Annotated in this window: 30 protein-coding genes; 19 read left to right on the plus strand and 11 right to left on the minus strand. The window is 64.5% G+C overall.

Annotated features, from left to right (window positions below):
* Nucleotides 1-107: 107 nt before the first annotated feature.
* Nucleotides 108-872 carry a YdhR family protein gene (locus AC0KW6_RS20735; RefSeq protein ID WP_323782375.1) on the minus strand — a complete coding sequence of 255 codons (765 nt, stop codon included), beginning with the start codon at nucleotides 870-872 and terminating at the stop codon, nucleotides 108-110.
* A gap of 92 nt (nucleotides 873-964) precedes the next feature.
* Here AC0KW6_RS20735 and AC0KW6_RS20740 point away from each other — a divergent pair, with 92 nt between their 5' ends.
* Nucleotides 965-1,378 carry a winged helix-turn-helix transcriptional regulator gene (locus AC0KW6_RS20740; protein ID WP_474035951.1) on the plus strand — a complete coding sequence of 138 codons (414 nt, stop codon included), beginning with the start codon at nucleotides 965-967 and terminating at the stop codon, nucleotides 1,376-1,378.
* Nucleotides 1,379-1,388: 10 nt separating this feature from the next.
* Here the strand turns inward: AC0KW6_RS20740 and AC0KW6_RS20745 are convergent, their stop codons facing one another.
* Together AC0KW6_RS20745 and AC0KW6_RS20750 are read right to left on the minus strand one after the other, a co-directional pair.
* On the minus strand, nucleotides 1,389-2,351 hold the full coding sequence (locus AC0KW6_RS20745; RefSeq protein ID WP_323782379.1) for an acetyl-CoA carboxylase carboxyltransferase subunit alpha: 963 nt from the start codon (nucleotides 2,349-2,351) through the stop codon (nucleotides 1,389-1,391).
* 221 nt (nucleotides 2,352-2,572) lie between these two features.
* Nucleotides 2,573-3,169 carry a LysE family translocator gene (locus AC0KW6_RS20750; RefSeq protein ID WP_323782383.1) on the minus strand — a complete coding sequence of 199 codons (597 nt, stop codon included), beginning with the start codon at nucleotides 3,167-3,169 and terminating at the stop codon, nucleotides 2,573-2,575.
* A gap of 73 nt (nucleotides 3,170-3,242) precedes the next feature.
* On the opposite strand from AC0KW6_RS20750, the gene AC0KW6_RS20755 reads away from it, so the two are divergent.
* Nucleotides 3,243-3,695: an Lrp/AsnC family transcriptional regulator gene (locus AC0KW6_RS20755; protein WP_323782386.1), complete on the plus strand. Its 453-nt coding sequence runs from the start codon at nucleotides 3,243-3,245 to the stop codon at nucleotides 3,693-3,695.
* Nucleotides 3,696-4,145: 450 nt separating this feature from the next.
* On the opposite strand, the gene AC0KW6_RS20760 is transcribed toward AC0KW6_RS20755, so the two are convergent.
* A complete protein-coding gene (locus AC0KW6_RS20760) occupies nucleotides 4,146-4,751 on the minus strand; it encodes a hypothetical protein (RefSeq protein WP_323782389.1) in 606 nt (201 codons plus the stop codon).
* Nucleotides 4,752-4,817: 66 nt separating this feature from the next.
* A complete protein-coding gene (locus tag AC0KW6_RS20765; RefSeq protein ID WP_474035952.1) occupies nucleotides 4,818-5,777 on the minus strand; it encodes an L-malyl-CoA/beta-methylmalyl-CoA lyase in 960 nt (319 codons plus the stop codon).
* 220 nt (nucleotides 5,778-5,997) lie between these two features.
* On the opposite strand from AC0KW6_RS20765, the gene AC0KW6_RS20770 reads away from it, so the two are divergent.
* The 6 genes from AC0KW6_RS20770 to AC0KW6_RS20795 all read left to right on the plus strand — a co-directional run bounded on the left by AC0KW6_RS20770 (nucleotide 5,998) and on the right by AC0KW6_RS20795 (nucleotide 11,239).
* Complete coding sequence (locus AC0KW6_RS20770; RefSeq protein WP_323782395.1) at nucleotides 5,998-7,278, plus strand: MFS transporter; 1,281 nt, start codon at nucleotides 5,998-6,000, stop codon at nucleotides 7,276-7,278.
* Nucleotides 7,279-7,383: 105 nt separating this feature from the next.
* Nucleotides 7,384-8,385 carry an N-acetyltransferase DgcN gene (dgcN, locus tag AC0KW6_RS20775; RefSeq protein WP_323782398.1) on the plus strand — a complete coding sequence of 334 codons (1,002 nt, stop codon included), beginning with the start codon at nucleotides 7,384-7,386 and terminating at the stop codon, nucleotides 8,383-8,385.
* A 150-nt stretch (nucleotides 8,386-8,535) separates the two neighbouring features.
* Nucleotides 8,536-9,501 (plus strand): N-acetyl-D-Glu racemase DgcA, encoded by a 966-nt coding sequence (gene dgcA / locus AC0KW6_RS20780; RefSeq protein ID WP_474035953.1) that lies wholly within the window; start codon nucleotides 8,536-8,538, stop codon nucleotides 9,499-9,501.
* A 76-nt stretch (nucleotides 9,502-9,577) separates the two neighbouring features.
* Nucleotides 9,578-10,438, plus strand: coding sequence for a D-amino-acid transaminase (locus tag AC0KW6_RS20785; protein WP_474035955.1), 861 nt, complete (start codon nucleotides 9,578-9,580; stop codon nucleotides 10,436-10,438).
* Nucleotides 10,439-10,758: 320 nt separating this feature from the next.
* Nucleotides 10,759-10,995 carry a hypothetical protein gene (locus AC0KW6_RS20790; RefSeq protein WP_323778594.1) on the plus strand — a complete coding sequence of 79 codons (237 nt, stop codon included), beginning with the start codon at nucleotides 10,759-10,761 and terminating at the stop codon, nucleotides 10,993-10,995.
* Nucleotides 10,996-11,062: 67 nt separating this feature from the next.
* Nucleotides 11,063-11,239 carry a hypothetical protein gene (locus AC0KW6_RS20795; RefSeq protein WP_474035956.1) on the plus strand — a complete coding sequence of 59 codons (177 nt, stop codon included), beginning with the start codon at nucleotides 11,063-11,065 and terminating at the stop codon, nucleotides 11,237-11,239.
* A 5-nt stretch (nucleotides 11,240-11,244) separates the two neighbouring features.
* On the opposite strand, the gene AC0KW6_RS20800 is transcribed toward AC0KW6_RS20795, so the two are convergent.
* The 3 genes from AC0KW6_RS20800 to AC0KW6_RS20810 form a co-directional block, all read right to left on the minus strand.
* Nucleotides 11,245-11,559 carry a DUF1244 domain-containing protein gene (locus tag AC0KW6_RS20800; RefSeq protein ID WP_474035957.1) on the minus strand — a complete coding sequence of 105 codons (315 nt, stop codon included), beginning with the start codon at nucleotides 11,557-11,559 and terminating at the stop codon, nucleotides 11,245-11,247.
* Between the two features lie 85 nt (nucleotides 11,560-11,644).
* Nucleotides 11,645-11,884 carry a DUF6868 family protein gene (locus AC0KW6_RS20805; protein WP_474035958.1) on the minus strand — a complete coding sequence of 80 codons (240 nt, stop codon included), beginning with the start codon at nucleotides 11,882-11,884 and terminating at the stop codon, nucleotides 11,645-11,647.
* Nucleotides 11,885-12,012: 128 nt separating this feature from the next.
* Nucleotides 12,013-12,750 (minus strand): N-formylglutamate amidohydrolase, encoded by a 738-nt coding sequence (locus tag AC0KW6_RS20810; RefSeq protein WP_323778588.1) that lies wholly within the window; start codon nucleotides 12,748-12,750, stop codon nucleotides 12,013-12,015.
* A 120-nt stretch (nucleotides 12,751-12,870) separates the two neighbouring features.
* Between AC0KW6_RS20810 and pyk the strand changes: the two genes are divergently transcribed.
* From pyk to rplT, 4 genes are all read left to right on the plus strand, one after another.
* Nucleotides 12,871-14,316, plus strand: a complete 1,446-nt coding sequence (pyk, locus tag AC0KW6_RS20815) for a pyruvate kinase (protein ID WP_474035959.1) — start codon at nucleotides 12,871-12,873, stop codon at nucleotides 14,314-14,316.
* Between the two features lie 98 nt (nucleotides 14,317-14,414).
* Nucleotides 14,415-14,636 carry a hypothetical protein gene (locus AC0KW6_RS20820; protein ID WP_474035960.1) on the plus strand — a complete coding sequence of 74 codons (222 nt, stop codon included), beginning with the start codon at nucleotides 14,415-14,417 and terminating at the stop codon, nucleotides 14,634-14,636.
* Between the two features lie 118 nt (nucleotides 14,637-14,754).
* Entirely contained in the window at nucleotides 14,755-14,955 is a 201-nt protein-coding gene (gene rpmI, locus AC0KW6_RS20825) for a 50S ribosomal protein L35 (protein ID WP_014873788.1), read from the plus strand.
* A gap of 14 nt (nucleotides 14,956-14,969) precedes the next feature.
* Nucleotides 14,970-15,335 carry a 50S ribosomal protein L20 gene (rplT, locus tag AC0KW6_RS20830; RefSeq protein ID WP_024088794.1) on the plus strand — a complete coding sequence of 122 codons (366 nt, stop codon included), beginning with the start codon at nucleotides 14,970-14,972 and terminating at the stop codon, nucleotides 15,333-15,335.
* A 272-nt stretch (nucleotides 15,336-15,607) separates the two neighbouring features.
* On the opposite strand, the gene AC0KW6_RS20835 is transcribed toward rplT, so the two are convergent.
* Nucleotides 15,608-16,210: an MSMEG_1061 family FMN-dependent PPOX-type flavoprotein gene (locus AC0KW6_RS20835; protein ID WP_474035961.1), complete on the minus strand. Its 603-nt coding sequence runs from the start codon at nucleotides 16,208-16,210 to the stop codon at nucleotides 15,608-15,610.
* 67 nt (nucleotides 16,211-16,277) lie between these two features.
* On the opposite strand from AC0KW6_RS20835, the gene AC0KW6_RS20840 reads away from it, so the two are divergent.
* Nucleotides 16,278-17,045, plus strand: coding sequence for an AraC family transcriptional regulator (locus tag AC0KW6_RS20840; protein WP_474035962.1), 768 nt, complete (start codon nucleotides 16,278-16,280; stop codon nucleotides 17,043-17,045).
* Nucleotides 17,046-17,333: 288 nt separating this feature from the next.
* Here the strand turns inward: AC0KW6_RS20840 and AC0KW6_RS20845 are convergent, their stop codons facing one another.
* The gene (locus tag AC0KW6_RS20845; RefSeq protein ID WP_474035963.1) at nucleotides 17,334-17,978 is read right to left on the minus strand and encodes a DUF1326 domain-containing protein; all 645 of its coding nucleotides are present in this window, start codon (nucleotides 17,976-17,978) and stop codon (nucleotides 17,334-17,336) included.
* Nucleotides 17,979-18,163: 185 nt separating this feature from the next.
* On the opposite strand from AC0KW6_RS20845, the gene pheS reads away from it, so the two are divergent.
* Nucleotides 18,164-19,237, plus strand: a complete 1,074-nt coding sequence (gene pheS / locus AC0KW6_RS20850) for a phenylalanine--tRNA ligase subunit alpha (RefSeq protein ID WP_323778554.1) — start codon at nucleotides 18,164-18,166, stop codon at nucleotides 19,235-19,237.
* Nucleotides 19,238-19,666: 429 nt separating this feature from the next.
* Complete coding sequence (gene pheT, locus AC0KW6_RS20855; RefSeq protein WP_474035964.1) at nucleotides 19,667-22,063, plus strand: phenylalanine--tRNA ligase subunit beta; 2,397 nt, start codon at nucleotides 19,667-19,669, stop codon at nucleotides 22,061-22,063.
* A 90-nt stretch (nucleotides 22,064-22,153) separates the two neighbouring features.
* Here the strand turns inward: pheT and AC0KW6_RS20860 are convergent, their stop codons facing one another.
* Nucleotides 22,154-23,032, minus strand: a complete 879-nt coding sequence (locus AC0KW6_RS20860; RefSeq protein ID WP_323778550.1) for a LysR family transcriptional regulator — start codon at nucleotides 23,030-23,032, stop codon at nucleotides 22,154-22,156.
* Between the two features lie 87 nt (nucleotides 23,033-23,119).
* On the opposite strand from AC0KW6_RS20860, the gene AC0KW6_RS20865 reads away from it, so the two are divergent.
* From AC0KW6_RS20865 to AC0KW6_RS20880, 4 genes are read left to right on the plus strand one after another with little or no spacing between them, the layout of a single operon-like run.
* Nucleotides 23,120-23,755 (plus strand): class I SAM-dependent methyltransferase, encoded by a 636-nt coding sequence (locus AC0KW6_RS20865; protein WP_474035966.1) that lies wholly within the window; start codon nucleotides 23,120-23,122, stop codon nucleotides 23,753-23,755.
* Between the two features lie 48 nt (nucleotides 23,756-23,803).
* Nucleotides 23,804-24,466, plus strand: coding sequence for a phosphoribosyltransferase (locus AC0KW6_RS20870; protein ID WP_474035967.1), 663 nt, complete (start codon nucleotides 23,804-23,806; stop codon nucleotides 24,464-24,466).
* Complete coding sequence (locus tag AC0KW6_RS20875) at nucleotides 24,457-24,906, plus strand: YtoQ family protein (RefSeq protein ID WP_323778545.1); 450 nt, start codon at nucleotides 24,457-24,459, stop codon at nucleotides 24,904-24,906. The genes AC0KW6_RS20870 and AC0KW6_RS20875 overlap by 10 nt, the downstream gene beginning before the upstream one ends.
* Complete coding sequence (locus tag AC0KW6_RS20880; protein WP_474035968.1) at nucleotides 24,903-25,445, plus strand: GNAT family N-acetyltransferase; 543 nt, start codon at nucleotides 24,903-24,905, stop codon at nucleotides 25,443-25,445. The genes AC0KW6_RS20875 and AC0KW6_RS20880 overlap by 4 nt, the downstream gene beginning before the upstream one ends.
* Nucleotides 25,446-25,532: the final 87 nt, after the last annotated feature.

Genomic DNA, 25,532 nt, shown 5'->3' on the forward strand with positions numbered 1-25,532 from the left:
CCCCCCCCCCCCCCCCCCAAGGCCGCCAGCGACGGCGGCGCCAGCCGGCGATGCGCGGGCGCGGGAGGGGGGCCGCTGCCTGCGCTCTTCAGATTCGGCGCGCCTGATCAGGCTCCGCTGCCGGTGTAATAGGGCGAATTCATTGCCTGGCTGGCCGCCTTGGTGACCGAGGCATCAAAGACCCTTGTGTAAAAGGCGCAGCCCAGTTCTGCCGCAGTTTCCGGGAACAGGTTCAGCGCAAAATCCAGTGCATTGTCCAGCGTGTCAAAGGCGTCGAACCCGCCCAGAGTCTGGGTCTGCAGCCCGCTTAGCCAAACCTTGTTCTGCAGCCCCGGCAGCATTTTCAGCGCCGCGTTGCGCGCTTTCCAGGGGGCCTCCTCAAACGGCACCGACAGTTGCAGTTCGGTGTACACAAATGCACCCGGCGCCGCAGCCCCGCTGTTGTAATGCGCCGCCCCCATATCGCGGCTGGCCTCGGCGGTGGCCTCGGCGTCAAATATCCGCGTGTTGTGCGCCACGCCAAAGCTGCGCGGCTCGCCCGGGAAATAGCCAGTCACGAATTTGCGGGCATTCTCAATGCTGTCAAAGGCATAAAGGCCGCCGATCGAGTTGTTGCCGTGGCCGGACAGCCAGGTCTTGTTCAGAAAGCCCGGCTGCTTCCGGATCGCGGCGTTGATCTCCTGCAGCGGCACCTGGTCAAACGGCACAGAGATGGCAACTTCGGTATAGACAAAGGCTTTCGGGGTCATGGCAGTTTCCTGTGTTTTGGCAAGAGAAGGCAGCAGCAGCGCCCCGGCAGAGGCCGCCAGCAGTTGGCGGCGGGACATCCGGGAGGGCGCGCGGCAAGCCGCGCCGGGTCGGTTCTGTGTCATGTTGGCTCCGGTTTAAATGCTTGCATTTTGCAAGTTATGCAAAGCTTCCACACCGGCTTGCATTTTGCAAGTAAAAAAATTATCAAGAGTGCATGACTGAAAAGCACAGCAAATATGCGTCCGGTTGCCCGGTGGCCTATGCCCTTGATATCTTCGGCGACCGCTGGAGCCTTCTGGTGATCCGCGACATGGCCGTCAAAGGCGCGCGCACCTACGGCGAGCTTCAAAACGGCTGGGAGGGGATCTCGACCAACATCCTGGCGCAGCGCCTCAAGCAACTGGAGGAGACCGGGATTCTGAGCAAAAGCAAGGACCCGCAGAACGGCCGCAGCTACATCTACACACTGACGCCAAAGGGCCGGGATCTGGCCCCGGTACTGGCAGAGATCGCCCTGTGGAGCGCAAGATACAACAAAGCCGGCAATGCAATGACCGGCTTCAGTGACAAAGTGCAGGCGGACCGAAACGGCGTTGTTGCCCGGATCCGCGCAGGCGAGCTGCCTTAAGCGCCTGGCGTTACGCCGCCAGGCCCTTGGAGCCGATGTCCAGGAATTTCTGGCGCCGGTCCTTGATCAGCTCAGCGGCATCCTTGCCGGCCAGCTCGTCCAGCATCTCCTGGATAGCGCCGCTGACCGAGGCCATCGCGGCCTTGGCATCGCGATGCGCACCGCCCAGCGGTTCCGGGATGATCCGGTCATTGACGCCCAGCTTGTGCAGGTCCTGCGCGGTCAGGCGCAGCGCTTCCGCTGCTTCGCGCATTTTCTCGGCATCTTTCCACAGGATCGAGGCGCAGCCTTCGGGGCTGATCACCGAATAGATCGAATGCTCCAGCATCGCCACCCGGTTGGCACTGGCAAAGGCCACCGCGCCGCCGGAACCGCCCTCGCCGATGATGACTGAAATCAGCGGCACGCCGATTTTCAGGCACATCTCGGTCGAACGTGCGATAGCTTCAGACTGGCCGCGCTCCTCGGCGCCCTTGCCGGGATAGGCGCCGGCGGTGTCCACCAGGGTGATCACCGGCAGCTTGAACCGGCTGGCCATCTCCATCAGGCGGATGGCCTTGCGGTAGCCTTCGGGCCGGGCCATGCCGAAATTGCGCTCAATCCGCGATTTGGTATCGCTGCCCTTCTCATGGCCGATCACCACCACCGGCTGGTCGTTGAACCGGGCAAGGCCGCCCATCACGGCCAGATCGTCGGCAAAATTGCGGTCGCCGGCCAGCGGCGTGTACTCGGTGAACAGCGCCTTGATGTAATCCTGGCAATGGGGGCGGTCGGGATGCCGCGCCACCTGGCATTTGCGCCAGGGCGTCAGCCCCTTGTAGAGGTCCTTCAGCAGCTGCGCCGCCTTGGCGTCCAGCGCCTTGGCCTCATCCGCCACGTCCATTTCCTCGTTCGCGCGCGCCAGCGCCCGCAGCTCCTCCGCCTTGCCTTCGATTTCGGCCAGCGGTTTTTCGAATTCCAGATACTGGGTCATATCGCCTCTGCTCAGCGGGTTTGCAGCTATATGGCCTTCTGCGCCGCAAGATGCAACTCAGCAAGATTTGCGATCTGCTGCCAGGGCATCAGGGACGGGCCGCGAAAGCAAAGGGCGCACTGCCAATGGCCGCCGGTTGCAAAGACCGGAGACCGCGGGTTCAGGCCAGTAACCGCGGCCGCACCGGCGGCCCGCTGCCCGAACGGGTGGAGAAGGTCGCCCTAGGCCTGCAGCAGGATCGCCGCCAAGGACGCCAGCAGCAGAGCGGCCATGGTCCAGTTGAACGCTCGCAGCTGCGCGGGCCGGGTCAGCAGCCGCCGCAGCTGCTGGCCCAGCATGGTCCAGGTCGACGCTGAAAAACTGCCGACCAGCAGGTAGATGCCGGAGACCCACAGAATGGCGCTCAGGTCGCGGCTGGCCGCATAAAGCGTGATCGCCCCCAGCGCCATTGCCCAGGCCTTGGGGTTGACCCATTGAAAGGCGCAGGCCTGCACAAAGCTCAAGGGCCTGCCCTCGGCCGCGCCCTCCCGGGGCGGCGCGGCATTGGCGATCTTCCACGCCAGCCACAGCATGTAAGCGACCGACAGCACCGTCATCACCGGGGTCAGCAGCGGGAAGGCATCAAACAGATGCATCACCCCCAGCCCGACCGGCAGGATCATCAGCGGAAAGCCGACCGCGACCCCCAGCAAATGCGGAAGCGTCCGCTGAAAACCGAAATTGGCCCCCGAAGCCATCAGCATCAGGTTATTGGGGCCGGGCGTGAAGACCGTGCCAAAGACAAAACCGGTCAGCGCAAAGAGGAGTTCATATGTCATGGGCAAGAAGATTGCGCAGTAATCGCCAAATGAAATTGCGTTCTGCAGCGCCTGATGTGTATTTTCACAACGAATGGCGAAAAATGATCAGATAAACCAGCATATATTGCAGGAACTCACCCGCGACGGCCGGATCAGCAATCTGGAACTGGCCGAGCGGGTCGGCCTGTCGCCCTCTGCCTGTCTGCGCCGGGTGCAGGAGCTGGAACGCACCGGCGTCATCACCGGCTACCGCGCGGTGCTGGACCGGCAGAAGCTGGGGGTGGGATTTGCCACCTATATCGGCGTCGGCCTGGGTGAACACACCAAGGACGCGCAGGAAGCTTTTGAACGCGCCATGCAAGCCGCACCCGAGGTGGTCGAATGCCACAATATCACCGGCACCATCGAATACCTGCTGCGCGTCGAATGCGCCGATCTGCCCAGCTACAAACGGTTCCACACCGACATTCTGGGCACCTCGCCCTATGTGACCGGGATCACCACCTATGTGGTGATGGGCTCGCCCAAAGATCTGCGGGCGTGACCGCGGCGCGGTTGGACTTTTGAGTATTTGGGGAAAGATGAAGCGAGGCAGCTTTTCATTTTTCCTCAAATACTCACGTCACTTCTGTGGCCGCAGGCGTGCGGCGGCGGGTGTTGCGGATCCGGCGTACGCTGGCCTCACCTGATCTTAAGCCGCCCGGGGCAGTCTTGCACCCGGTCGCGATCACCCGCCGGGGCTTGGCTCTCCGGCAGATATGGAACAGGGCTCCCGCATGGCAGCGGGGTCATGCAGAGACAACGTTTAGCATGCGGGCGGATACGCCCGTCCGCCTCCGCCTTATTGGCGGCGCCGCCAATCCTTAACGGCCACTTGTGACGGCACGTGAAAACGGCACAGGGAAACGGCACAGGCAACATGATCTGGAACAGATGAGCAACCGGCGGGGCAGGGGCCCTGGCCGGGCAGACCGCATGGGCCGGGGCAGCCGTTTTACCGGGCGGGCAGCAAAACCCGCATGGCGATCTCCGGCGAGGCCAGCACCGGCACCTTTGTCTGCGCCCGCAGCTCTGCTGCCGCCCCGGCCATCGAGGCCTGCGCCAGCACAACGCAGCCAAACGCGTCATCATCCATCATCGCCCTTGCGATGCTTTCGGCTATAGCCGCAGAAAACGCCGTGCCGGCGCCGGTTTCAAACAGCGGCCAGTGCTGCGCCAGAGATAACGGGGTCAGGTGCGGATCACGCCCGCCAAAGGCGCGCCGCAGCAGCGCCTCCGAGGGGGCCGCCGTGCTGTTCAGGCAATAGGCCATCAGCACCGGCCCGCCAATCCGCGCCGCTTCCTGCATCATCGGCCAGTCGATGCGGATGGCGCCTGCCTCTTCTGCCACCGGTCCAAGGGTGGTGCAGCTGCACAGCACCGGTCCGTCAGCCGCGCTGATGGCCGCCGCAATCTCCGCCCTCAGGTCGGCGCCGATGCCATTCCGCGCCCGGGCCAGCCAATCGCTGCGCACTTGCTGGTTCAGATCCGCTTCGGGTGCCAGCGCCCGGAACGTCCTCGCATGCGCGTCTGCGGTATGCAGCAAAGTCAAATCTGCCATCAAACCCTCCCTGCGGAAAAGGCGCCCCACCGGGACGCCCTTGCACTTAGTCCATGCGCGCCGGCGTCAGCTGTTTGCAATCAGTTCGGCCTGGGCGACAATCACCTCAGCCTGCTTGATCGAGGCGATATCGACAAGACGGCCTTTGTAGACGGTCGCGCCGGCGCCCGAGGCCTTGGCCTCTGCCATCGCGGCCAGGATCTCACGGGCTTCCGCCACAGCCTCATCCGAGGGGGTGAAGACCTGATTGGCCAGTTCGATCTGGCTGGGGTGGATCGCCCATTTGCCGACCATGCCCAAGGTCGCAGACCGTTTCGCCTGGGCGATATAGCCGTCCTCGTCCGAGAAATCCCCGAACGGCCCGTCAACCGGCAGGATGCCATGGGTGCGGCAGGCGGCGACAATTGCAGCCTGCGCCCAGTGCCAGGGGTCGGACCAGTGCTTTTCGCCGTCGCGGATCATATAGTAGTTTTCCTGGGTTCCGCCGATGCCTGTGGTCTGCATCCCCATCGAGGCGGCGAAATCCGCAGCCCCCAGGCTCATCGCCTGCAGCCGGGGCGAGGATTTGGCGATCTCCTCGGCATGGGCAATGCCTGCCGCCGACTCGATGATCACTTCAAAAGACACCGGCTTGGTCCGGCCCTTGGCGCGCTCGATCGCGGTGACCAGCGCGTCCACCGCATAGACATCTTCGGCGCAGCCGACCTTGGGGATCATGATTTGATCCAGGCGGTCGCCGGCCTGCTCCAGAATGTCCACCACATCGCGGTACCAATAGGGGGTGTCGAGCCCGTTGATCCGCACCGACAGATATTTGCTGCCCCAGTCGACGCTGTTGATCGCCTCGATCACATTGGCGCGGGCCTGATCCTTGTCGGAGGGGGCCACTGAATCCTCAAGATCAAGATTGATCACATCAGCCGCCGAAGCCGCCATCTTCTCAAACAGTTTCACTTTGGAGCCGGGGCCGAACAGCTGGCAGCGATTGGGGCGCGCCGGTGCGGCGGGCTGGATGCGGAAGGACATGCGGAAACCCCCTGGGTAAGGAAATTGCAGAATTTTCGCCCATCGGGTTATTAAATTGCGCACCGTCTTGCAAGTGGATTTTGCACTTGCGGCAAGAAACGCCGCGTTGCGGCAATCCCGTTTGCGCCCTTTCCGTCGCAAACCTGCGCGAAGCTGCCGCCGCCATGCTGCATTGCGCAAGAAAAGACACGGGCCCCGATCCGTGCGGAAAAGGAGCTGCATGAAACGCGCATTGATCGACAACTGGGCCCTGTTCCTGGGCATGCTGCTGCTGATGGTCGGCAACGGGCTGCTGGTCACGCTGCTGACGATCCGCGGCTCGACGCTGGGGTTCACGGACCTTGAGATTTCCGTCATGCAGTCCTGCTACCCGCTGGGGGCGCTGGCGGGCACCATGCTGACTCCGCTGCTGATCGAGAAGGTCGGCCATATCCGGGTGTTTTCGGCGCTGGCGTCGATGGTTTCGGTTGCGGCGATTGTCCATCTGCTGACCTCGGACCCGGCCAGCTGGGCAGCGATGCGGCTGCTGGCGGGCTTCTGTTTTCCGGGCCTGTACGTGATCACCGAAAGCTGGCTCAACGCCAAGTCGGAGAACCGGATCCGGGCGCAGGTGCTGTCGGTCTATTTCATCATTCAGACGGCGGGGCCGGCGCTGGGCACCGCAATGGTCGGCCTGCCGGATCCCAGCGGCAACCTGCTGTTCGGGGTCACCTCGATCCTGCTGTCGGTGGCCATTGTGCCGCTGTTGCTGTCCAACATCAGGGCGCCGGACTACTCGGCGCCGGACCGGATGCCGGTGAAACGGCTGTACAAAGTCTCGCCGATGACGGTTTTGGGCATTGTCATCATGGGGGCGGGCGTGGTGGCCTGGTACATCAGCCTGCCGCTTTATGCGCTGCAGAACGGCTTCAGCGAGGCGCAGGCCTCGGGTGCGCTGGTGATCGCGCTGATTGCCTCGGCGCTGGTGCAATACCCGGTCGGCTGGCTGTCGGACCGCACCGACCGGCGCTATGTGGTGATTGCGCTGTCCGGTATTTCGGCGCTGGTGGCGCTGTGGATGGCTGTGGACACGGCGCCCTCGCGCATTGTGGTCGGGTTTTCCGTCATCGCGGCAACCACGCTGCCGATCTATTCGATCCTGGCGGCGCATGCCAACGACCAGCTGCAGCCGGGCCAGGTGGTTCCGGCCAGCGGCACCATGGCGTTCCTGCTGCAGCTGGGCCAGTTTTTCGGGATCCTGATCGGGCCGAACATGATCCGGCTGGCCGATGGCCGCGGGCTGCAATATTTGCTGATCGGGGTCGGGGTGACCGTGGCGCTGATCGCCATTGCGCGGCGCGCGACCTCCGGGGCGCCGGAGGACACCGGCGAGTTCCAGGCGATGGGGGTGATCGGGGTCGCCCAGCCGGGCGTGCTGCAGGCGGAATCCTGGCTTGAGGGGGAGGAAGCGTCTGCAAGCGGCGGGCGGGCGGAAGAAACTTCGAAATTCCCCGGAAACTGACGAAGAAAATCGCGCAAAACCCCCTTTCTTGCGCGATTTCGAGAGGACTTTGCGCGAAATCCGCCTGACATTGGCGCGACCTGTTATACTGGAAGGATGAGCGCGATGATCGAGACCCCTTATCTGCTGTTTCTGGGCGACGCGCCTGACATGCTGGCCGCCAAAGTTGCCATCGGCATCCGCGACTGGCGCCCGGACCATGCCGTCGGCCAGATCTCCCTGCCGGGCTGCGGCGCCGACCTGGGCCTGACCGAGATGACCCTGGCCGAGGCCAAGGACGCCGGCGCCAAGACGCTGGTGATCGGCGTCGCCAACCGCGGCGGCGTGATTTCTCCGGCGTGGAAAGAGGTGCTGATCGCGGCTCTGGAAATGGGCTATGACATCGCTTCGGGCCTGCATAACCTGCTGCGCGACGAAGGCGACCTGGTGGCAGCGGCGCAGACCCACGGCGGCACCCTGCACGATGTGCGCGTCCCCACTGTCGGCTATCCGATTGCCAATGGCGTCAAGCGCAAGGGCAAGCGCTGCCTGGCCGTAGGCACCGATTGCTCGGTCGGCAAGATGTACACCGCCCTGGCGATGGATGCCGTAATGCAAGAGCGCGGCATGAAGTCGACCTTCCGCGCCACTGGCCAGACCGGCATCCTGATCACCGGCCACGGCGTGCCGCTGGACGCGGTCATTGCCGACTTCATGGCGGGCTCCATCGAATATCTGACCCCGGACAATGATGATGACCACTGGGACCTGATCGAGGGCCAGGGCTCGCTGTTCCACGTCTCCTACTCGGGCGTCACCATGGCGCTGGTGCACGGCGGCCAGCCGGATGCGCTGATCCTGTGCCACGAGCCGACCCGCACCCATATGCGCGGCCTGCCGGAGTATGACGTGCCAAGCCTGGAAGAGCTGAAAGCCGTGGCCCTGCCGCTGGCTCAGCGCGCCAACCCGGCCTGCAAGGTTGTCGGCATCTCGGTGAACACCCAGCACCTGACCGAGGATGAGGCGGTTAAGTATCTGGCAGAAGTTGAAGAGCGGATGGGCCTGCCCGCCGTCGACCCGTACCGCCACGGTGCAGGCCGGCTGGTGGACGCGCTGGCCGCAGTCTGATCTAACAGCCCCGCCGGAGGTGCTGGCTGCAACGGCAGGTGCCTCCGGCGGGAGTATTTTTAAAAAGATGAAAGCGCCGGAGCCGGATTTTCCGGGCATCCGGCTGAGGTTCGCCGCGCGCTGCGGGGAACCGGTGGAAAGGGCAGCTTCATGAATATCACCGTCACCCCGGACGTCTTCAAACTGGCGCAGGTCTTCACCATCTCGCGCGGCTCGCGCACCGAGGCCAAGGTGCTGACCGTGCGGGTCGAGAAGGACGGCGCCGCCGGCTGGGGCGAATGCGTGCCCTATGCCCGCTATAACGAGACGCTGGACAGCGTGACCGCCGAGATCGAGGGGCTGCCCGGTGATTTCACCCGGGAAGAGCTGCAGTCGCTGCTGCCCGCCGGCGCCGCCCGCAACGCGGTGGACTGCGCGCTGTGGGATCTGGAGGCCAAGCAGGCCGGAAAGCGGGTCTGGGAACTGGCCGGGCTGGACGCGCCGGGGCCGGAGATCACCGCCTATACATTGTCGCTGGATACGCCTGAAAAGATGCAGGCGCAGGCGGCTGAAAATGCGTTCCGTCCGCTGCTGAAGATCAAGCTGGGCACCCCCGACGATATGCCCCGGCTGGAAGCGGTGCGCGCCGGCGCGCCCGATGCCAAGATCATCATCGATGCCAACGAGGGCTGGTCGGCCGGAGTTTACGCCGCGCTGGCACCGCATTTGCTGCGGCTGGGCGTGGAACTGGTGGAACAGCCGCTGCCTGCGGGGGAAGACGCCGCGTTGATCGGCATGGACCGCCCGGTGCCGGTCTGCGCCGACGAGAGCTGCCATGACCGCACCAGCCTGCCGAAGCTCAAGGGCAAATACGACGTGGTCAACATCAAGCTGGACAAGACCGGCGGTCTGACCGAGGCGCTGAAATTGCGTGAACAGGCTTTGGCCGAGGGCTATCAGGTGATGGTCGGCTGCATGGTCGGCTCCTCGCTGGCGATGGCGCCGGCGACGCTTGTGGCGCAGGGTGCGGCGGTTACGGATCTTGACGGGCCGCTGCTGTTGGCCGAAGACCGCGAGGAACCATTGTTGTTTGATGCCGAAGGGGTCCACCCCCCGAAAGCTGCCCTGTGGGGGTGACGAAAGCCTGGAAAACGATCCGGGGGATCGTTTTCAATGAGGAACGGGCGGAGCCCGGAGACATAAGGAAGATAACATGACCCGTACCGTTTATGTGAATGGCGAATACCTGCCCGAGGGTGAGGCCAAGGTTTCGATCTTCGACCGCGGTTTTCTGTTCGCCGATGCGGTCTATGAGGTGACCTCGGTCCTGGACGGCAAGCTGGTCGACTTTGAAGGCCACGCCGTGCGCCTGGACCGCTCGCTGAAAGAGCTGGACATGGCCTCGCCCTGCAGCAAGGAGGAGCTTCTGGAGATCCACCGCAAGCTGGTGGAATTGAACGGCATCGAGGAAGGCCTGGTGTATCTGCAGGTTTCCCGCGGCTCCGACGGCGACCGGGATTTCGTGTTCCCGTCCGAAGACACCCCGCCGAGCCTGGTGCTGTTCACCCAGAACAAGCCCGGCCTGGCCGACAGCCCGGCTGCCGCGAAGGGCGCCAAGATTATCTCGATCGAGGACATCCGCTGGGGCCGCCGCGACATCAAGACGGTGCAGCTGCTGTATCCGTCGATGGGCAAGATGATGGCCAAGAAGGCGGGCTGCGACGATGCCTGGCTGATCGAGGACGGCTATGTGACCGAGGGCACCTCGAACAACGCCTATTATGTGAAGAACGGCAAGATCGTGACCCGGCCCTTGTCCAACGACATCCTGCACGGCATCACCCGTGCCGCTGTTCTGCGGCTGGCGGCGGAAGCGCAGATGGAGATTGAAGAACGCCTGTTCACCATCGACGAGGCAAAAGAGGCGGATGAGGCCTTTACCACTTCTGCCAGCGCCTTTGTGATGCCGGTGGTGGAGATTGACGGCGTGCAGCTGGGCGACGGTACCCCGGGCCCGATCGCCAAGCGCCTGCGCGAGATCTACCTGGAGGAAAGCCGCAAGAAAGCGGTCTGAGGCACACGGCCCGGGTTGATGATGCCCGGATTGATGAGGAAGGCCGTCCCGTTGGGGCGGCCTTTTCTGCTTTGCGGCAGTTTGGTGAGGCCTTCACAACGCGTTGATGCGGTGAGGACCGGCCGCCATTGATGCCGGTCGGTCAACAGTTCTGCGCGCAGCGGTAAGAATGTCTCTGTATAGGGCGCTTCACGGCAGGATTTTAACTAATTTTACACAAAATGGGCCGGTTCAGGGCGAAATAGGATAGGGTGAAGACAGAGGACGCAAGGCCCGGATGACCGGGTGTTCGCCAGAGTTTCACGTTAGGGAGTTGCCCCATGGACCAGACCTTTCAGCCGGAGTTTGCCGCAGTGGCGGAAGGCCCGTCAGCCGCGGGCAGCGAGGCCGAGATCCTGGCAGCCGTGCGCAGGGTTCTGACAGCCGAAGATGCCATTGACCCGGAGATCGCGCAGGCGGCGGCCAAACGCGGCTGGTTCGCGGACACAGGCCAAGCGCCGGAGCGTCCGATCAAAAGCTCGCTTGCGGCCCGGTTGCTTGGCCGGTTCCGCGGCTAGGTTCCACCGCTCTGCCGGGGACAGCACCGCCACTCCGAAGGCTGTGAGCCGTGTGTCGGGCGGCGGCATGGATCATCATCTTCCGGCGCGGGCCGCTGGCCACAGAGGCCCGGGGCCTGGCGTTGTGATCCTGGCGGAACATCCAGGGCTGGCGGCGGCTCTGGGCGGGGCGGTGGTGTTCACCGCGGGTCTTTGGGCGCAGAAACCGCATCCCTGCCCGCAGCCGCCGGAACAGCCCTGCTGACCAGCCTATTGCTTGTCCGTCACGTTTTCCTTCAACGAGACCTCGAATTCCGCCTGTTTCCCGGGACCGGCCTCGGTCTGGTAGCCGGCTTTCCACTCGGCCATGGTCATGCCGTAATAGGCCTCGCGCGCGGCGGTCTTGTCCATGTCGATGCCGCGCTCGTTGGCCGCCTCCTGGTACCAGCGCGCCAGGCAGTTGCGGCAGAAACCGGCCATGTTCATCAGGTCGATGTTCTGCACATCGGTGCGCTCTTCCATCAGGTGCTTTTGCAAGCGGCGGAAGGCGGCGGCCTGGATTTCAATCTCGGTTTGCTTGTCCATGACTGGACTCCTTCGGTTCGTTCTGCGGGTCTGCGGCAAGGCCTATCAGCCGGGGCGGAGGCGGGCAATGGCACCGGGCAGGGGGTCAGATCAGCTGCAGTGCGGCCCAGGGCCCCAGTGCCGTTGTCAGGATCAGGAGCTTATAGGTGCCAAGCCAGCGGTAGATGGTCAGGCTGACATCCGCAGGCGCCAGCCCGAACATGCGGGCGTGCAGGCCGGCCGCCCAGTCCTGCATCAGCAGCATCAGAACGGCAGACAGCGTGAACAGGCCGAGATGCAGAACGGTCAGCCAGCCGAAGAAGGCAGAGAGGGTGTCCTGGGTCATGAGGGATCCTTTCCCGGTATCGCCCGCGTTTCGCTGACAGATATGGGGAGGCGCGGCTGCGCGCGCAATGGCGGCAGCCGTTTGCCGGTGCGGGGAGCGGCCGGGAAAAACCGGTTGTCCGGGCCGGATCAGAGGCCGGAGGCGTCCAGCGCCCTGGGCAGGATGCGGGCCAGGCGTTCCGCCCAGATGTGCTGGCCCTTGTGTTCGGCGATCAGGTCGTTTCTAAGTTCAACCAGTGTGTTGGGGCGTCCGGGTTTGGTGGCGTGGGTCTCGATCGCGTCGCCGGGCAGGTGGCCGGTGTAGGGCTGATTGACGCCGGTGCAGAACGTGGTTCCGCGGTTCAGTTCTTCGATCACGAAAGGCGAAAACCGCTCGCCTTCGGGAAACAGGATGCCAATCTCCCAAGGGCGCGGTTCCCGCCCGCGCAGCTGGCGGGTGAAGCTGTGGATCGAAACGATCACCGTGCCGGGGCGTTCGGCCAGCCGGGCCAGGGCGCGGTGGTACGGGCGGTAGCACTTCTCCAGCCGCTTGGTCAGCTCGGCCGCGCCGGCGTGGCGGTTGGCCGGGATGATGGTGCCGTCGTAAAGCTTCATCAGCAGCGTCGGGTCATCCTCGCCGCGGTTGGGGTCGATCACCAGGCGGGAGAAATTCGAGGCCACCACCGGCGCGTCCAGCATCCCGCCCAGCAGCTTGGCCACCTCATAGGCGCCGACGTCATAAGCAATGTGGCGCTCCATATCCGCACGCGGCAGGCCCAGATCGCCGCCGCCGGCAAACTCCGGCACATGATTGGTAGCGTGGTCGCAGGTGATCAGCCAGCGGGCGGGGCGGTCTGCACCGTGAACAAAATAGGGTGTGTATGTCATGAGCCTGATATGTTTTGCCGCAAGATGTTTACGGGAGTTGCGGCAGAATGGGAATTGGGGGATAAGCACCCTGAACGCTGTTTGCGGTAACATATTTCAGGTCCGGAGGAGAAGACCCCGATGAAACGCTCGCGCAATGTGAAGATTGTCGCCACCCTGGGGCCGGCTTCGGAAACCTATGAAACCATCCGCGCCCTGCATGAGGCCGGCGCCGACGTGTTCCGGCTGAACATGTCGCACGGCAGCCACCCGGAGATTGCCAAAAAGCACCGGATCATCCGCCAGGTGGAGCAGGACCTGGACAGCCCGATCGCGATTCTGGCTGACCTGCAGGGGCCGAAACTGCGGGTGGGTGTCTTTGCCAACGGTGCCGAGGATCTGGTGGAAGGCGCCAGGTTCCGTCTTGATCTGGACGAGGCCGAGGGCGATGTGAACCGCGTCTGCCTGCCGCATCCGGAGATTTTCCAGGCGCTGGAGCCGGGCGCGCATCTCTTGGTCAATGACGGCAAGATCCGTCTGGCGGTCGCGGACTGCGGTCCGGATTTTGCCGATTGCGTGGTGGAGACCGGCGGCACCATTTCGAACCGCAAGGGGGTCAATGTGCCCGACGTGGTGCTGCCGCTGGCGGCGCTGTCGCAGAAGGACCGCGCGGATCTGGAATTTGTCTGCGCCCTGGGTGTCGACTGGCTGGCGCTGTCGTTCGTGCAGCGGGCCAAAGATGTGTTCGAGGCCCGCGGGCTGGCGGATGGCCGCGCCGCGGTGCTGTCAAAGATCGAAAAACCGCAGGCGGTGGAGGATTTCGAGGCCATCCTGGATGCCTCGGACGGGATCATGGTGGCACGCGGCGACCTGGGGGTGGAACTGCCGGTGGCGGCGGTGCCGCCGATCCAGAAGCGGCTGGTGCGCAAGTGCCGGGCCGCGGCCAAGCCGGTGATTGTGGCGACCCAGATGCTGGAAAGCATGATCGAAAGCCCGATGCCGACCCGCGCCGAAGTCTCGGACGTGGCGACCGCCATCTATGAAGGCACCGACGCAATCATGCTGAGTGCCGAAAGCGCGGCCGGCCAGTATCCGATCGAAGCCGTGCAGACCATGAACAAGGTCGCGATCGAGGTCGAAGCAGACCCCACCTATACCCAGATCATCGCCGCCTCGCGTTCGGCCAAGGGCACCACCGTGGCCGATGGCATTGTGGCGGCAGCGCGCGAGATTGCCGAAAAGACCGAGATCAAGGCGATCTGCTGTTTCACCCAGTCCGGCACCACCGCGCTGCTGACCGCCCGCGAACGCCCGGGGGTGCCGATCATCGCCATGACCCCGGTCAGCGCCACGGCGCGGCGGCTGTGCCTCAGCTGGGGGTGCAAATGCGTGATGACACCGGAGCTGGACCGCTTCAAAGGCGCTGTGGTGAACGCGGCGCGGGCGGCGCGCGCCGGCGGCTATGCCGAAGACACCGACCAGATCGTGGTCACTGCCGGGGTGCCCTTCAATGTGCCGGGCACCACCAACATCCTGCGCGTTGCCCCCTGTGACGAGCGGTTGATTTACAGCACTGATCCGGATTGACGGCAGGCTGCTTGCCTTAGGGCCGGCGGCCCGATTTGAAAGCACCGCCCCTTGGCCTACCATTTCCCTGTGTCAGGTTGTGACGGGGGACGTGGTGCATGGGAACTGATCTGCCGCTGATTGCGGGGCTGGCGATTGCCGGGTTTTCGGTGCCGTCGATTCTGTCGGCCTTCAGCGAGCGGCGGCCGCCGCGGGCCTCCGTGGCGGCCATTCTGATTGCCATCGGGCTGATCACCTATGCGGTGCTGATGAAACCCGGCGGCTACCGCGTGGACGAGATCCCGGATGCGTTTTTCCGGGTGCTGGGACGCCTTCTGTAGAGAATCGGCTTGCCCATCCGGCAGGCATTGCGTATTGGGCAGCTCTGTTCCGCGTGGCCGGCCTTTCTTAGGCATGCCGAGTCGCGCGTCTAGCGAACCCGCATTGAAGGAGACGGAAATGCCCAAGATGAAGACAAAGTCGAGCGCCAAAAAGCGCTTTAAGGTGACCGCGACCGGCAAGGTCCTGGCAGGTCAGGCCGGCAAGCGCCACGGCATGATCAAACGGACCCGCAAGTTCATCCGCGACGCCCGCGGCACCACCACCCTGTCGGCACCCGACGCAAAGATCGTCAAGGGCTTCATGCCCTACGACCGCTAAGAGGAGATTGAGATATGTCCCGCGTTAAAGGTGGTACCGTCACTCACGCCCGTCACAAGAAGGTCATCAAGGCAGCCAAAGGTTACTACGGCCGCCGTAAGAATACCTTCAAGGTCGCCCGTCAGGCCGTCGACAAGGCGAACCAGTATGCAACCCGCGACCGCAAGAACCGCAAGCGCAACTTCCGCGCGCTGTGGATCCAGCGGATCAATGCTGCTGTCCGTTCGCATGACGAAGCGCTGACCTATTCCCGCTTCATCAACGGCCTGACCCTGGCCGGCATCGAAGTGGACCGTAAGGTTCTGGCCGATCTGGCCGTGCATGAGCCCGAAGCCTTTGGTGCCATCGTGCGCCAGGCACAGGACGCACTGGCCGCCTGAGCCCGCCGGCATTGACGAATTCTGTAAAAGGCCGCTCCCCACCGGGGGCGGCCTTTTTCGCATTGCCGGATGTCCCTGCGCGGTCCCTGCGCGGCTGTTATGATCCCGGAGAAGGATTTCGTTGGAATCCGCGGGCCCTCGAAGATCCCGGAAACTGCGGCAACCCGCTGCGGCTGGCCGCGGCAAGGGATTTGGCGCCGCCGCCAAGACGGCCGGACACCGCAGGCTTGATCTGAGCGGTCATGACCCGGCGGCCGCCTGCCGCTGTGATGTCACCACATGCGGGTCTTGGCATAGTCCGCATAGCCTTGGTCATAGGTTTCGGCTTCGAACTCCGCCTCCTGCTCCTGCAGAAACTGGCCCGCTGTGGGCAGCGCAGGGCGCCCGGCGTCCGCGTCCCACAGGCGGGAGCGCAGGATTGCCTTGGCGCATTGAAAGTACAGTTCCTGGATGCTGATCACCGCGACCGTCGCGGGCCGCAGGGTCTTGCGCTCAAACGCGGCGCGGGCGGAGCTGTCCGCTGTCAGGAAGGCGGAGCCATTGACCCGCACCACGTTGCTGCTGCCAGGCACCATGAACATCAGGCTGACACGGCTGTCGCGCACGATGTTGCGCAGCGAATCGAGCCGGTTGTTGCCGCGCCAGTCCGGCAGCCACAGGGTCTGCTCATCTGCGATATGCACCACCGGGCCGTCATCGCCGCGCGGGCTGGCATCGGTGCCCTCAGCGCCGACGGTGGACAGCACCAGAAAGCGGGAGGCAGCTATCCACTCCCGGTACAGCGGCGTCAGCCGGGTGGCGACCTTGGTCAGGGACCGCGGCGCGGCGGTGCCGTAGATCTGTTCAAGTGCTTCGGTGCTGGTGATTTTCTGCATGCCCAGGCCTCCTTTTGGCGGCAATGTAGCTTGCCCTTTCGGCGCGTTGGGGCCAGTTCTTGCTCAAATGGGCCAAAGAGACGATATCCGGCGGCGGGGCTGGTCCGCGTCCGATGCGGTGCAATCGCTGCCGCATGGGGTGGCGTCTTATGCCCGGACTTACCGGGATGGCTATGTCTCCGCCTGGCATGACCACCCGCGCCATCAGCTGGTCTATGCCGTTGCCGGGCTGATGATGGCCAAGGCCGATGGCACCAGCTGGGCGGTGCCTGCGGGCACAGGTCTGATCGTGCCTGCGGCCATGCTGCACGAGATCCGGATGGTGGGAGAGGTGCAGCTGCAATCCTTGTATATCGATCCGGCGGAAACCGGCGCCGGGGCGATGACGGCTTGCCGTGCGGTGACGGTCTCCGGGCTGCTGGCGGGGCTGATCGCGGCGCTGTGCGCGATGGGCAATCCCTGGCCGCTGCCGCCCCGGGCGCATCACCTGAGCCAGCTGATCCTGATCGAACTGGGGGCGGCGCCAGACACGCCGCTGGCGCTGCCGTATCCGCCGGACGCGCGGCTGCGCCGGGTGTGCGATGCGCTGATGGCGGATCCGGGAAGTGCCCGGACAATTGACCATTGGGCGGCACTGGCAGGGATGAGCCGCCGTTCCTTCACCCGGGCGTTTCAGCGGCAGACCGGCAGCAGCTTCGGCCAGTGGCGGGAGCGGCTGCGTTGCCAGATTGCCTTGCGGGCGCAAGCGCGGGGCGAGGCGATGGAGCAGATTGCGCGCGATCTTGGCTATGCCAGCCGCTCCGCGCTGCAGGCGATGATGCGGCGGCGGGTGTGATCAGGCACTGTCTGCAGGCGGTGTTGACCTCCGCAATCGCGCTGTTGATCGCATTGTTGATCGTACCGTGGACTGTATAGCGTCAGGTTGCATCGGGCCTTTCTGACCTTTCCGGCGTCATGGCATTTCACAGCCATCCGCCAGGCTGCCAAGGCAATGGACTGGCTGGCAAGCGCATCAATGCATTTCATCGGGACAGCGGTGCTGCGGGCTGACGGTGGTGCCGGCCTCCACGCTGGGCGTCAGGCCGGAGGCAATCCAAGCCAAGTTGCTGACCGCGGTTTCTGATTACGCTTCATCCACGGCAATCCCGTGCGGGCCGTGGCGGATGACGGCCCACTGGCCGTATGTGTCGTCCAGGTCCAGCGGGATGGCGGCAGTGGATTTGCTGGAGCCGCTGCCGATTTCCGCCAGGGTGAACTCGATGCCGCCGGGGATGCCGATCTGCACCCGGTGCGCGCCGCCGCCATGCGGGGCCTGGATCGGGCGGCCGGTGGCGTGCAGCAGGCCTGGGATGTCCACCTTGGCGGTGCGGTTTTCGATGTCCACCTCATAGCCGATCCGCTTGACCAGCGTCTCATGCACGGTGTCGCACATGGCGTGGAACACCCACCAATGGGTGGCCTCGTCATCCGTTTCGCCGCCCAGCAGCACAGTTGAAAGCGCCGCGCGCTGGGCGTCCGAGGCGCGGTCGTCGATAATCGCCTGCAAGGCGCCCTTGCCCTCGAAAATCGGGCCGGGCCAGGCATAAAGAAGGGCGGCGCGGGTGCCGGTCAGGTCGGTTGCGCCGAAATGGCCCTTGTCGATATGGATCACCTCGAAGCCGGTGCAATTGCCGTGCGTGGGCAGATCCTCGAACTGGCAGGGGCAGCCGTAGTTGCAGTTGCAATTGCCGAAGCTGCGGCCCTCGATATACCAATCCACATGTGCCATGGCTGCCCTCCGGTTCTGCTGATGTGAAGATGCAGGCGGAGTATACCATGAAACCGGCATGATTTCAGGGGCGGCAATCCGGAGCGGCGCAGCGGGGTGACACAGCCCTGCGGCATCCGCCCTGGGCCTCTTGCTTTCAGCGGCTCTTGTGGTAGCAGGGCACAAGCAGAATTCGAGGGGCCGTGATGGACGATCTTAAAGCCAAATACCTGGGTCAGATTGCAGAGGCCGCGGACGAGGCCGCGCTGGAGGCAATCCGCCTGGCCGCCGTTGGCAAGAAGGGCGAAGTGGCGCTGAAGATGCGCGAGCTGGGCAAGATGACCCCGGAAGAGCGCCAGACCGCAGGCCCGGCGCTGAATGCGCTGAAGGATGAGATCAACTCGGCCCTGACGGCCAAGAAATCCGGCCTGGAAGATGCCGCCCTGGATGAGCGTCTGCGCACCGAGTGGCTGGACGTCACCCTGCCGTCGCGCCCGGCGCGCCAGGGCAGCCTGCATCCGATCAGCCAGGTTCAGGAAGAGATCACCGCGATTTTTGCGGAACTCGGCTTTTCCGTTGCCGAAGGGCCGCGGATTGACACCGACTGGTACAATTTCGACGCGCTGAACATCCCCGGCCACCACCCGGCGCGGGCCGAGATGGACACGTTTTATATGCACCGCGCGACAGGCGACAACCGCCCGCCGCATGTGCTGCGCACCCATACCAGCCCGGTTCAGATCCGCTCGATGGAGAAGATGGGCGCGCCGCTGCGCATCATCTGTCCGGGCGGCGTCTACCGCGCCGACTACGACCAGACCCACACGCCGATGTTCCACCAGGTCGAGGGCCTTGCGCTGGACGAGAACATCTCGATGGCGAACCTCAAGTGGGTGCTGGAGGAATTCGTCAAATCCTTCTTTGAGGTGGACGACGTCGAGCTGCGCTTCCGCGCCTCGCATTTCCCCTTCACCGAACCCTCGGCGGAGGTCGACATCCGCTGCTCCTGGGATAACGGCCAGCTGAAGATCGGCGAGGGCGACGACTGGATGGAAATCCTCGGCTCCGGCATGGTCCACCCCAAGGTGATCGCGGCCGGCGGCATCGACCCGGAGATCTATCAGGGCTTTGCCTTCGGCATCGGCATCGACCGTCTGGCGATGCTGAAATACGGCATCCCGGATCTGCGCGCCTTCTTTGACAGCGATCTGCGCTGGCTGCGCCACTATGGCTTCCAAAGCCTGGACATGCCGGCGCTGCATGGCGGTTTGAGCAGGTAAACAGGCCAATCAACCGACCTTCCGTCCGGCTGCCAGGCCGGACCGCGCCCGTCCCGCCCCCCACGGGGCGGGCGCTTCGCTTCCCACCCCGCCGGGCCGGGCGCTGCCCTTAATGAATACGTCCAGCGCGGAATCAAGGCCGAAGCCCGCCGCGCTATCGCCTGACCGCCCGCACGGGCAGGCGATTTGGTTCCTCCAGCGCAAGGCTTGAAATTCTACGGATTTAGCCGGCATAAACCGGCACACATCAGTGTCGGATCGCCAGCCCGCGGTCAGGCGATGGCGCGGCTTGCCAGCTGACACAATCCGGGCTTTTCCACCTCACTCCCTGCTATCCTTGCCGCCGGCTGCGCCCGCGCCCTTGAACCTTGCCGCAATCTTTGTCATTGCCTCTGGCAAACTGCATGTCTGCCAAGGGGTCCCCGACCGATGAAATTCACGCTTTCCTGGCTGAAAGACCACCTCGACACCGATGCTTCGGTGGACGAGATCACTGAGGCTCTGACCGATCTGGGTCTTGAGGTCGAAGGCGTCGTCAACCCGGCCGACGCGCTGAAGGATTTCAAGCTTGGCTATGTGACCCATGCCGAAAAGCACCCCGATGCCGACAAGCTGCGGGTCTGCAAGGTCGACACCGACGAGGGCGAATTGCAGATCATCTGCGGCGCGCCCAATGCGCGCGAAGGCATCACCGTGGTGGTCTGCAAGCCGGGCATGTATATTCCGGGGCTGGATATCACCATCGGCGTCGGCAAGATCCGCGGTGTCGAAAGCTTTGGCATGATGGCGTCGGAGCGCGAGCTGGAGCTCAGCGAAGAGCACGACGGCATCATCGAGCTGCCGTCGGGCAATGTGGGCGACAGTTTTGTCGACTGGCTGGCCGAGAATGACCCGGCCAAGGTGGATCCGGTGATCGAGATTGCGATCACCCCGAACCGCCCCGATGCGCTGGGGGTCTACGGCATTGCCCGCGACCTGGCGGCGCGCGGCCTCGGCACTCTGAAAACCCGCGCCTTCGAGGCGGTGCCGGGCGATTTCGCAAGCCCGATCAAGGTTACCATCGACGAAGACACGCTGGACGGCTGCCCATTGTTTGCCGGCCGCCTGATCAAAGGCGTGAAGAACGGCCCCAGCCCGCAATGGCTGCAGGACCGGCTGACGGCGATCGGGCTGCGGCCGATATCGGCGCTGGTGGATGTCACCAACTTCTTCACCTTCGACCAGAACCGCCCGCTGCATGTGTTTGACGCGGCCAAGGTACAGGGCGGCTTGCGCGTCCACCGCGCGGCTGGCGGCGAGACGCTGAAGGCATTGGACGAGAAGGAATACACATTCAGCGCGGGCCAGATGGTGATCTCGGATGCCAATGGCCCTGAAAGCATCGGCGGCATCATGGGCGGCGAAGAAACCGGCTGCACCGGGGACACCGTGGATGTGTTCGTGGAAAGCGCCTTCTGGGACCATGTGCAGATCGCGATGACGGGCCGGGCGCTCAAGATCAACTCCGACGCGCGCTACCGGTTTGAGCGCGGCGTGGATCCGGAATACACCATCGAGGGGCTGCACCGGGCCACCCAGATGATTCTGGATATCTGCGGCGGCGAGCCGTCCGAGGTGGTGATCGCAGGCGATGTGCCGGATCATTCCCGCGCTTACAAGCTGGACTCCGGCCGGGTGCAGTCGCTGGTGGGGATGGAGATCCCGGAAAGCGACCAGCGCCAGACCCTGACCCGCCTGGGCTTCCGCCTGGAGGGCAACCTGGCACATGTGCCCAGCTGGCGCCCGGATGTGCAGGGCGAGGCTGATCTGGTGGAAGAGGTGGCGCGGATTGCGTCGCTGACCAAACTGCAGGGCAAGCCGCTGCCGCGGCTGACTGATGGCATTCCAAAGCCGGTGATGACACCGCAGCAGCGCCGCCAGCAGATGGCGCGCCGCACCTGCGCCAGCCTCGGCTATAACGAGGTCGTGAGTTACAGCTTTATCGACAAATCCTCCGCCGCGCTGTTCGGCGGCGGCGAGGATGCCACCATGCTGGCCAATCCGATCTCCTCCGAGATGTCGCACATGCGCCCGGATCTGCTGCCGGGCTTGTTGCTGGCCGCGGCGCGCAATCAGGCGCGCGGGCTTTTGGATCTGGCGCTGTTCGAGGCGGGCCCCGCCTTCATCGGCGGCGAGCCGGGCGAGCAGGTCACCCAGATTGCGGGCCTTCTGGTGGGCCGCACCGGCCCCAAGGACGTGCATGGCGCCTCGCGCGCGGTGGACCTTTATGATGCCAAGGCGGATGTTGAGGCGGTGCTGGCCGCCATCGGCGCGCCGGCCAAGGTGCAGATCCTGCGCGGCGGCGCCGGCTGGTGGCACCCGGGCCGCCATGGCCGCATCTGCCTGGGCCCGAAAAAGACCCTGGGCGTGTTCGGCGAGCTGCACCCGAAGGTGCTGAAACAGATGGGGATCAAGGGCGCGGCTGTGGCCTTTACCATCTGGCCGGATGAGATTCCGATGCCGCGCAAATCCGGTGCAAGCCGCCCGGCGCTGGACATCAGCGACCTGCAAGCGGTGGAGCGGGATTTTGCCTTTGTTGTCGATGCAGAGGTTGAGGCGCTGACCCTGGTCAATGCCGCCGCCGGGGCCGACAAGGCGCTGATCCAAGATGTCCGCGTCTTTGACCAGTTCATCGGCGGTTCCCTGGGCGAAGGCAAGAAGTCGCTGGCCATCACCGTGCGGCTGCAGCCCAGCGACAAGACGCTGAAGGAAAAGGATATCGAGGCGGTGAGCGAGAAGATCATTGCCAAGGTCACCAAGGCCACCGGCGGTACCCTGAGGGGCTAAGGCTGGACCCAAGACTTTTGAAAAAGTCTTGGCAGAAGTTTTGGGAAAACTATCAGGCAGCGCTCCCGGCGGGGCGCTGCCTTTTCCGTGTCACCTTGCAGCGAAAAACTCCGCCAGCAGATCGAATACCAGCCGGATCCGGCGGCTGGTGTGCAGCTCGCGGTGAGTGGTGAGCCAGACAGGAACGACAATCGGATCCGTGCCGGGCAGCAGGCGCTCGATTCCCGGGGTGACTGCGGCCACGTCATCCATCATCGGGCAGATACCGAACCCCTGTTTCACCAGCTCCCACGAGGCCAGCCCGCTGGTGGACTTGATCCGGAAATTGTCAGGCGTCAGGGCAATGCCCAGCGGTGCCATGAAGGCAATTGAGCGGTCCACATCGGCAAAGCCCACGAAATCATGGTTCGCCAGATCTGCTGGCGACACAGGGCGGCCGCGTCGCGCCAGATAGCTGGCAGCGGCATAGAAATGGGCGCTGGCCTCCTGCACCAGCCGGGCGATCAGCTCGGGCTGATCGGGGCGGACGTGGCGGATGGCGATATCGGCCTCGCGCCGCATCAGGTCGCGGATGTCATTGGCGGCCACCACGTCAATGGTCAGCCGCGGCGCGCACTGGCGCAGCTGGTGCAGCACCGGCGGCAGCACATGGGCTGACATCACATCCGAGGCGGTGATCCGCACCGTGCCGTCGATGGATTGCGCCTGGCCGGTTGCGGCCAGGCACAGACCATCGGCCGCCGCGCCCATCTTGCGGCTGTGGGAGAGCAGCTCATGCCCCGCCTCGGTCAGGGCCAGGGTGCGGCCCAGGCGCTCAAAAAGCAAAACGCCCAGGTCCCCCTCAAGCGCTGCAACCTGGCGTGACACTGTTGGCTGGGTCAGCCCCAGCCGCCGCGCCGCCGCGGAAAGCGAGCCGGCCTCAGCCGTGGCCAGGAAGGCGCGGATATGGTTCCAATCAGGGCTATTCATGCAAATATGCATATCAACCCTGCGGATTTCGGCAATTTATCTGTGGTTTGCGCATGAATAAGGTCTTTCCAACCAAGGAGATCCGCCATGACAGCCGACGCCCGGTTTTGGAATAAAATCGCCCCGAAATACGCCAAGTCAGCAATCCGGGACGAAGACGCCTACCGCTATGCCTTGGAGCGGACCCGTTCCTATCTGAAAGCCGGAGACAGCGTGCTTGAACTCGGCTGCGGCACCGGCTCTACCGCGATTGAACTGGCCCGCAGCGTGTCCAGAATCACCGCAACCGATCTGTCCGAGGCGATGCTGGAGGTCGGCCGCGAGCGGGCGGAGGAGGCCGGCGCCGGCAATGTGGAATTTCAATGCAGCAGTGCCAGCCAGGCGCCGGAGGGCCCGTTTGATGCGGTTCTGGCGCATAACCTGCTGCATCTGCTGCCGGATCTGGAGGCTGTTCTGCACGGTGCGGCGGACCGGCTGGCGCCCGGCGGGCTGTTCATCTCGAAAACCCCCTGTCTGGGAGAGATGCGGGGCAGCTGGAAATACCGGATGTTCCAGGCCGCCATCCCGCTGATGCGGCTGGCGGGCTATGCGCCCGGCTATGTGGGTTTCCTCGACATCGCCACGCTGGAAGCGGCGGTGCAGCGGGCCGGGTTCGACATCATTGAAACCGGCAATTACCCGACGGACACACCGGGCCGCTATTTGGTGGCGCGGCGGCGCTGATCCTTTGCCTTTCGCCCGGCAGCCCTAGGTTACAGGGCGGAGGCCGATATGTTCGAGGACCGGATGACTGCCGGGCTTCAGCTGGCCGGGCAACTGGCTGAACTGCCGATGACGGACCCCGTGGTACTGGCGCTGCCGCGGGGCGGGGTGCCTGTTGCGCTGCCCATTGCGCAGACACTGCAGGCCCCGCTGGACCTGATCCTGATCCGCAAGATCGGCATGCCCTCCAACCCGGAACTGGCAGCCGGTGCCCTGGCCGAGGGCAGCAATCCCATCTTCAACGGCGCGCTGTTGCAGGCCACCGGCATGAAGCCGGAGGATTTTGCCCCCCAGGTCGCCCAGGCGCGGGAGGAAAACGCCGCCCGCCGGTTGCGTTACCTGCAAGGGCATCCGCCAGTGGAGCTGGAAGGGCGCACCGCCGTCGTGGTGGATGACGGCATCGCCACCGGCGCCACATTCATGGCGGCGCATTTCTGGCTCAAGGACCGCAAGCCTGCAAAGGTGATCCTGGCAGTGCCGGTGGCGCCGCCGGAAGCGGTGGACGAATTGCGCCCGCTGGTAGATACTCTGGTCTGCCTGCTGAGCCCCAGCGAGTTCTGGGCGGTCGGCGCGCACTACAGGAATTTTACGCAAACCAGCGACGCAGAGGTCACGGCCGCCCTGGCCGCGGCCCCGCAGGCTGGCGCAGGAAAGGAAAGAACGTGGCATTGAAGGTTTACCTCTCGGGCGAGATCCATACCGATTGGCGCGAGCAGATCATTGAAGGCGCAAAGGGGCTGGAGGTCAGCTTCAGCGCGCCGGTGACCGATCACGGCGCCAGCGATGATTGTGGGGTGGCGGTGCTGGGGGCCGAGGAGAATAAATACTGGCACGACCACAAAGGCGCCATGGTTAACGCGATCCGCACCCGCAAGGGGATCGAGGATGCCGATGTGGTGGTGGTGCGCTTTGGCGACAAATACAAACAGTGGAACGCCGCCTTTGATGCGGGCTATGCCGCGGCGCTGGGCAAGTCGATCATCGTCCTCAGCCCGCCGGAGCACCAGCACGCGCTGAAGGAGGTTCACGCCGCGGCGTTGGCGGTGGCAGAGGAGCCGCGCCAGGTGGTGGAAATCCTGACCTATGTGCAGACCGGGGAGCTGCCTGCATGACGGTTGCGGGGTCCGGCCCGGTTCTGGAAACGGACCGGCTGATTCTGCGCCCGCATGTGGCGCAGGATATCGACGATGTGGCAAGGCTTTGGGCTGATCCTGACGTGGTGCGCTATATTACCGGCACGCCGTCCAGCCGCGAGGACAGCTGGGGGCTGCTGCTGGGCTATATCGGCCATTGGCAGGCGTTGGGCTTTGGCTATTGGGCGGTGACGCTGCGCGATGGCGGGCGGTTCGTGGGCGAGGTTGGCTTTGCCGACTTCAAGCGCGATTTGCAGCCGGGGCTGAACGGGGCGCCAGAGGCCGGCTGGGTGCTGTCGCCAGAGGTGCATGGCCAGGGCATCGCCACCGAGGCGGTGGCACGGATTCATCAATGGGCGGCGGAGGCGACCGATTGGGCGGAGACCGCCTGTATCTTTGACCCGGCCCATACGGTGTCGCAGAAGGTGGCGCGGCGGCTGGGATATGCGGTGCGGGGTGAAGCCCGCTACAAGGATGGCCCGGCGCTGGTGATGGCGCGCAGCATGCCGCGCGCCTAGGCGCGCGGACGCAGGTCGTTTCGTGTGGCGGGGGGAGACCACACCCCCCACCAGGCGCTGGGAGGGGGAGGCTGCAGACACCCCCGC

This window comes from Leisingera sp. SA215, from assembly GCF_055902035.1.

Coding starts and splice junctions, on each gene's coding strand:
- AC0KW6_RS20740 (WP_474035951.1), top strand. CDS start 965: ATGACTGAAAAGCACAGCAAATATGCGTCCGGTTGCCCGGTGGCCTAT.
- AC0KW6_RS20755 (WP_323782386.1), top strand. CDS start 3,243: ATGGCGAAAAATGATCAGATAAACCAGCATATATTGCAGGAACTCACC.
- AC0KW6_RS20860 (WP_323778550.1), bottom strand. CDS start 23,032: ATGAATAGCCCTGATTGGAACCATATCCGCGCCTTCCTGGCCACGGCT.
- AC0KW6_RS20810 (WP_323778588.1), bottom strand. CDS start 12,750: ATGACATACACACCCTATTTTGTTCACGGTGCAGACCGCCCCGCCCGC.
- rplT (WP_024088794.1), top strand. CDS start 14,970: ATGTCCCGCGTTAAAGGTGGTACCGTCACTCACGCCCGTCACAAGAAG.
- AC0KW6_RS20770 (WP_323782395.1), top strand. CDS start 5,998: ATGAAACGCGCATTGATCGACAACTGGGCCCTGTTCCTGGGCATGCTG.
- AC0KW6_RS20785 (WP_474035955.1), top strand. CDS start 9,578: ATGACCCGTACCGTTTATGTGAATGGCGAATACCTGCCCGAGGGTGAG.
- AC0KW6_RS20795 (WP_474035956.1), top strand. CDS start 11,063: ATGGATCATCATCTTCCGGCGCGGGCCGCTGGCCACAGAGGCCCGGGG.
- AC0KW6_RS20870 (WP_474035967.1), top strand. CDS start 23,804: ATGTTCGAGGACCGGATGACTGCCGGGCTTCAGCTGGCCGGGCAACTG.
- AC0KW6_RS20760 (WP_323782389.1), bottom strand. CDS start 4,751: ATGGCAGATTTGACTTTGCTGCATACCGCAGACGCGCATGCGAGGACG.
- AC0KW6_RS20790 (WP_323778594.1), top strand. CDS start 10,759: ATGGACCAGACCTTTCAGCCGGAGTTTGCCGCAGTGGCGGAAGGCCCG.
- AC0KW6_RS20750 (WP_323782383.1), bottom strand. CDS start 3,169: ATGACATATGAACTCCTCTTTGCGCTGACCGGTTTTGTCTTTGGCACG.
- AC0KW6_RS20805 (WP_474035958.1), bottom strand. CDS start 11,884: ATGACCCAGGACACCCTCTCTGCCTTCTTCGGCTGGCTGACCGTTCTG.
- pyk (WP_474035959.1), top strand. CDS start 12,871: ATGAAACGCTCGCGCAATGTGAAGATTGTCGCCACCCTGGGGCCGGCT.
- AC0KW6_RS20865 (WP_474035966.1), top strand. CDS start 23,120: ATGACAGCCGACGCCCGGTTTTGGAATAAAATCGCCCCGAAATACGCC.
- AC0KW6_RS20835 (WP_474035961.1), bottom strand. CDS start 16,210: ATGCAGAAAATCACCAGCACCGAAGCACTTGAACAGATCTACGGCACC.
- AC0KW6_RS20765 (WP_474035952.1), bottom strand. CDS start 5,777: ATGTCCTTCCGCATCCAGCCCGCCGCACCGGCGCGCCCCAATCGCTGC.
- AC0KW6_RS20800 (WP_474035957.1), bottom strand. CDS start 11,559: ATGGACAAGCAAACCGAGATTGAAATCCAGGCCGCCGCCTTCCGCCGC.
- dgcA (WP_474035953.1), top strand. CDS start 8,536: ATGAATATCACCGTCACCCCGGACGTCTTCAAACTGGCGCAGGTCTTC.
- pheT (WP_474035964.1), top strand. CDS start 19,667: ATGAAATTCACGCTTTCCTGGCTGAAAGACCACCTCGACACCGATGCT.
- AC0KW6_RS20840 (WP_474035962.1), top strand. CDS start 16,278: ATGGGCCAAAGAGACGATATCCGGCGGCGGGGCTGGTCCGCGTCCGAT.
- AC0KW6_RS20845 (WP_474035963.1), bottom strand. CDS start 17,978: ATGGCACATGTGGATTGGTATATCGAGGGCCGCAGCTTCGGCAATTGC.
- AC0KW6_RS20820 (WP_474035960.1), top strand. CDS start 14,415: ATGGGAACTGATCTGCCGCTGATTGCGGGGCTGGCGATTGCCGGGTTT.
- AC0KW6_RS20880 (WP_474035968.1), top strand. CDS start 24,903: ATGACGGTTGCGGGGTCCGGCCCGGTTCTGGAAACGGACCGGCTGATT.
- rpmI (WP_014873788.1), top strand. CDS start 14,755: ATGCCCAAGATGAAGACAAAGTCGAGCGCCAAAAAGCGCTTTAAGGTG.
- AC0KW6_RS20735 (WP_323782375.1), bottom strand. CDS start 872: ATGACACAGAACCGACCCGGCGCGGCTTGCCGCGCGCCCTCCCGGATG.
- dgcN (WP_323782398.1), top strand. CDS start 7,384: ATGATCGAGACCCCTTATCTGCTGTTTCTGGGCGACGCGCCTGACATG.
- AC0KW6_RS20745 (WP_323782379.1), bottom strand. CDS start 2,351: ATGACCCAGTATCTGGAATTCGAAAAACCGCTGGCCGAAATCGAAGGC.
- pheS (WP_323778554.1), top strand. CDS start 18,164: ATGGACGATCTTAAAGCCAAATACCTGGGTCAGATTGCAGAGGCCGCG.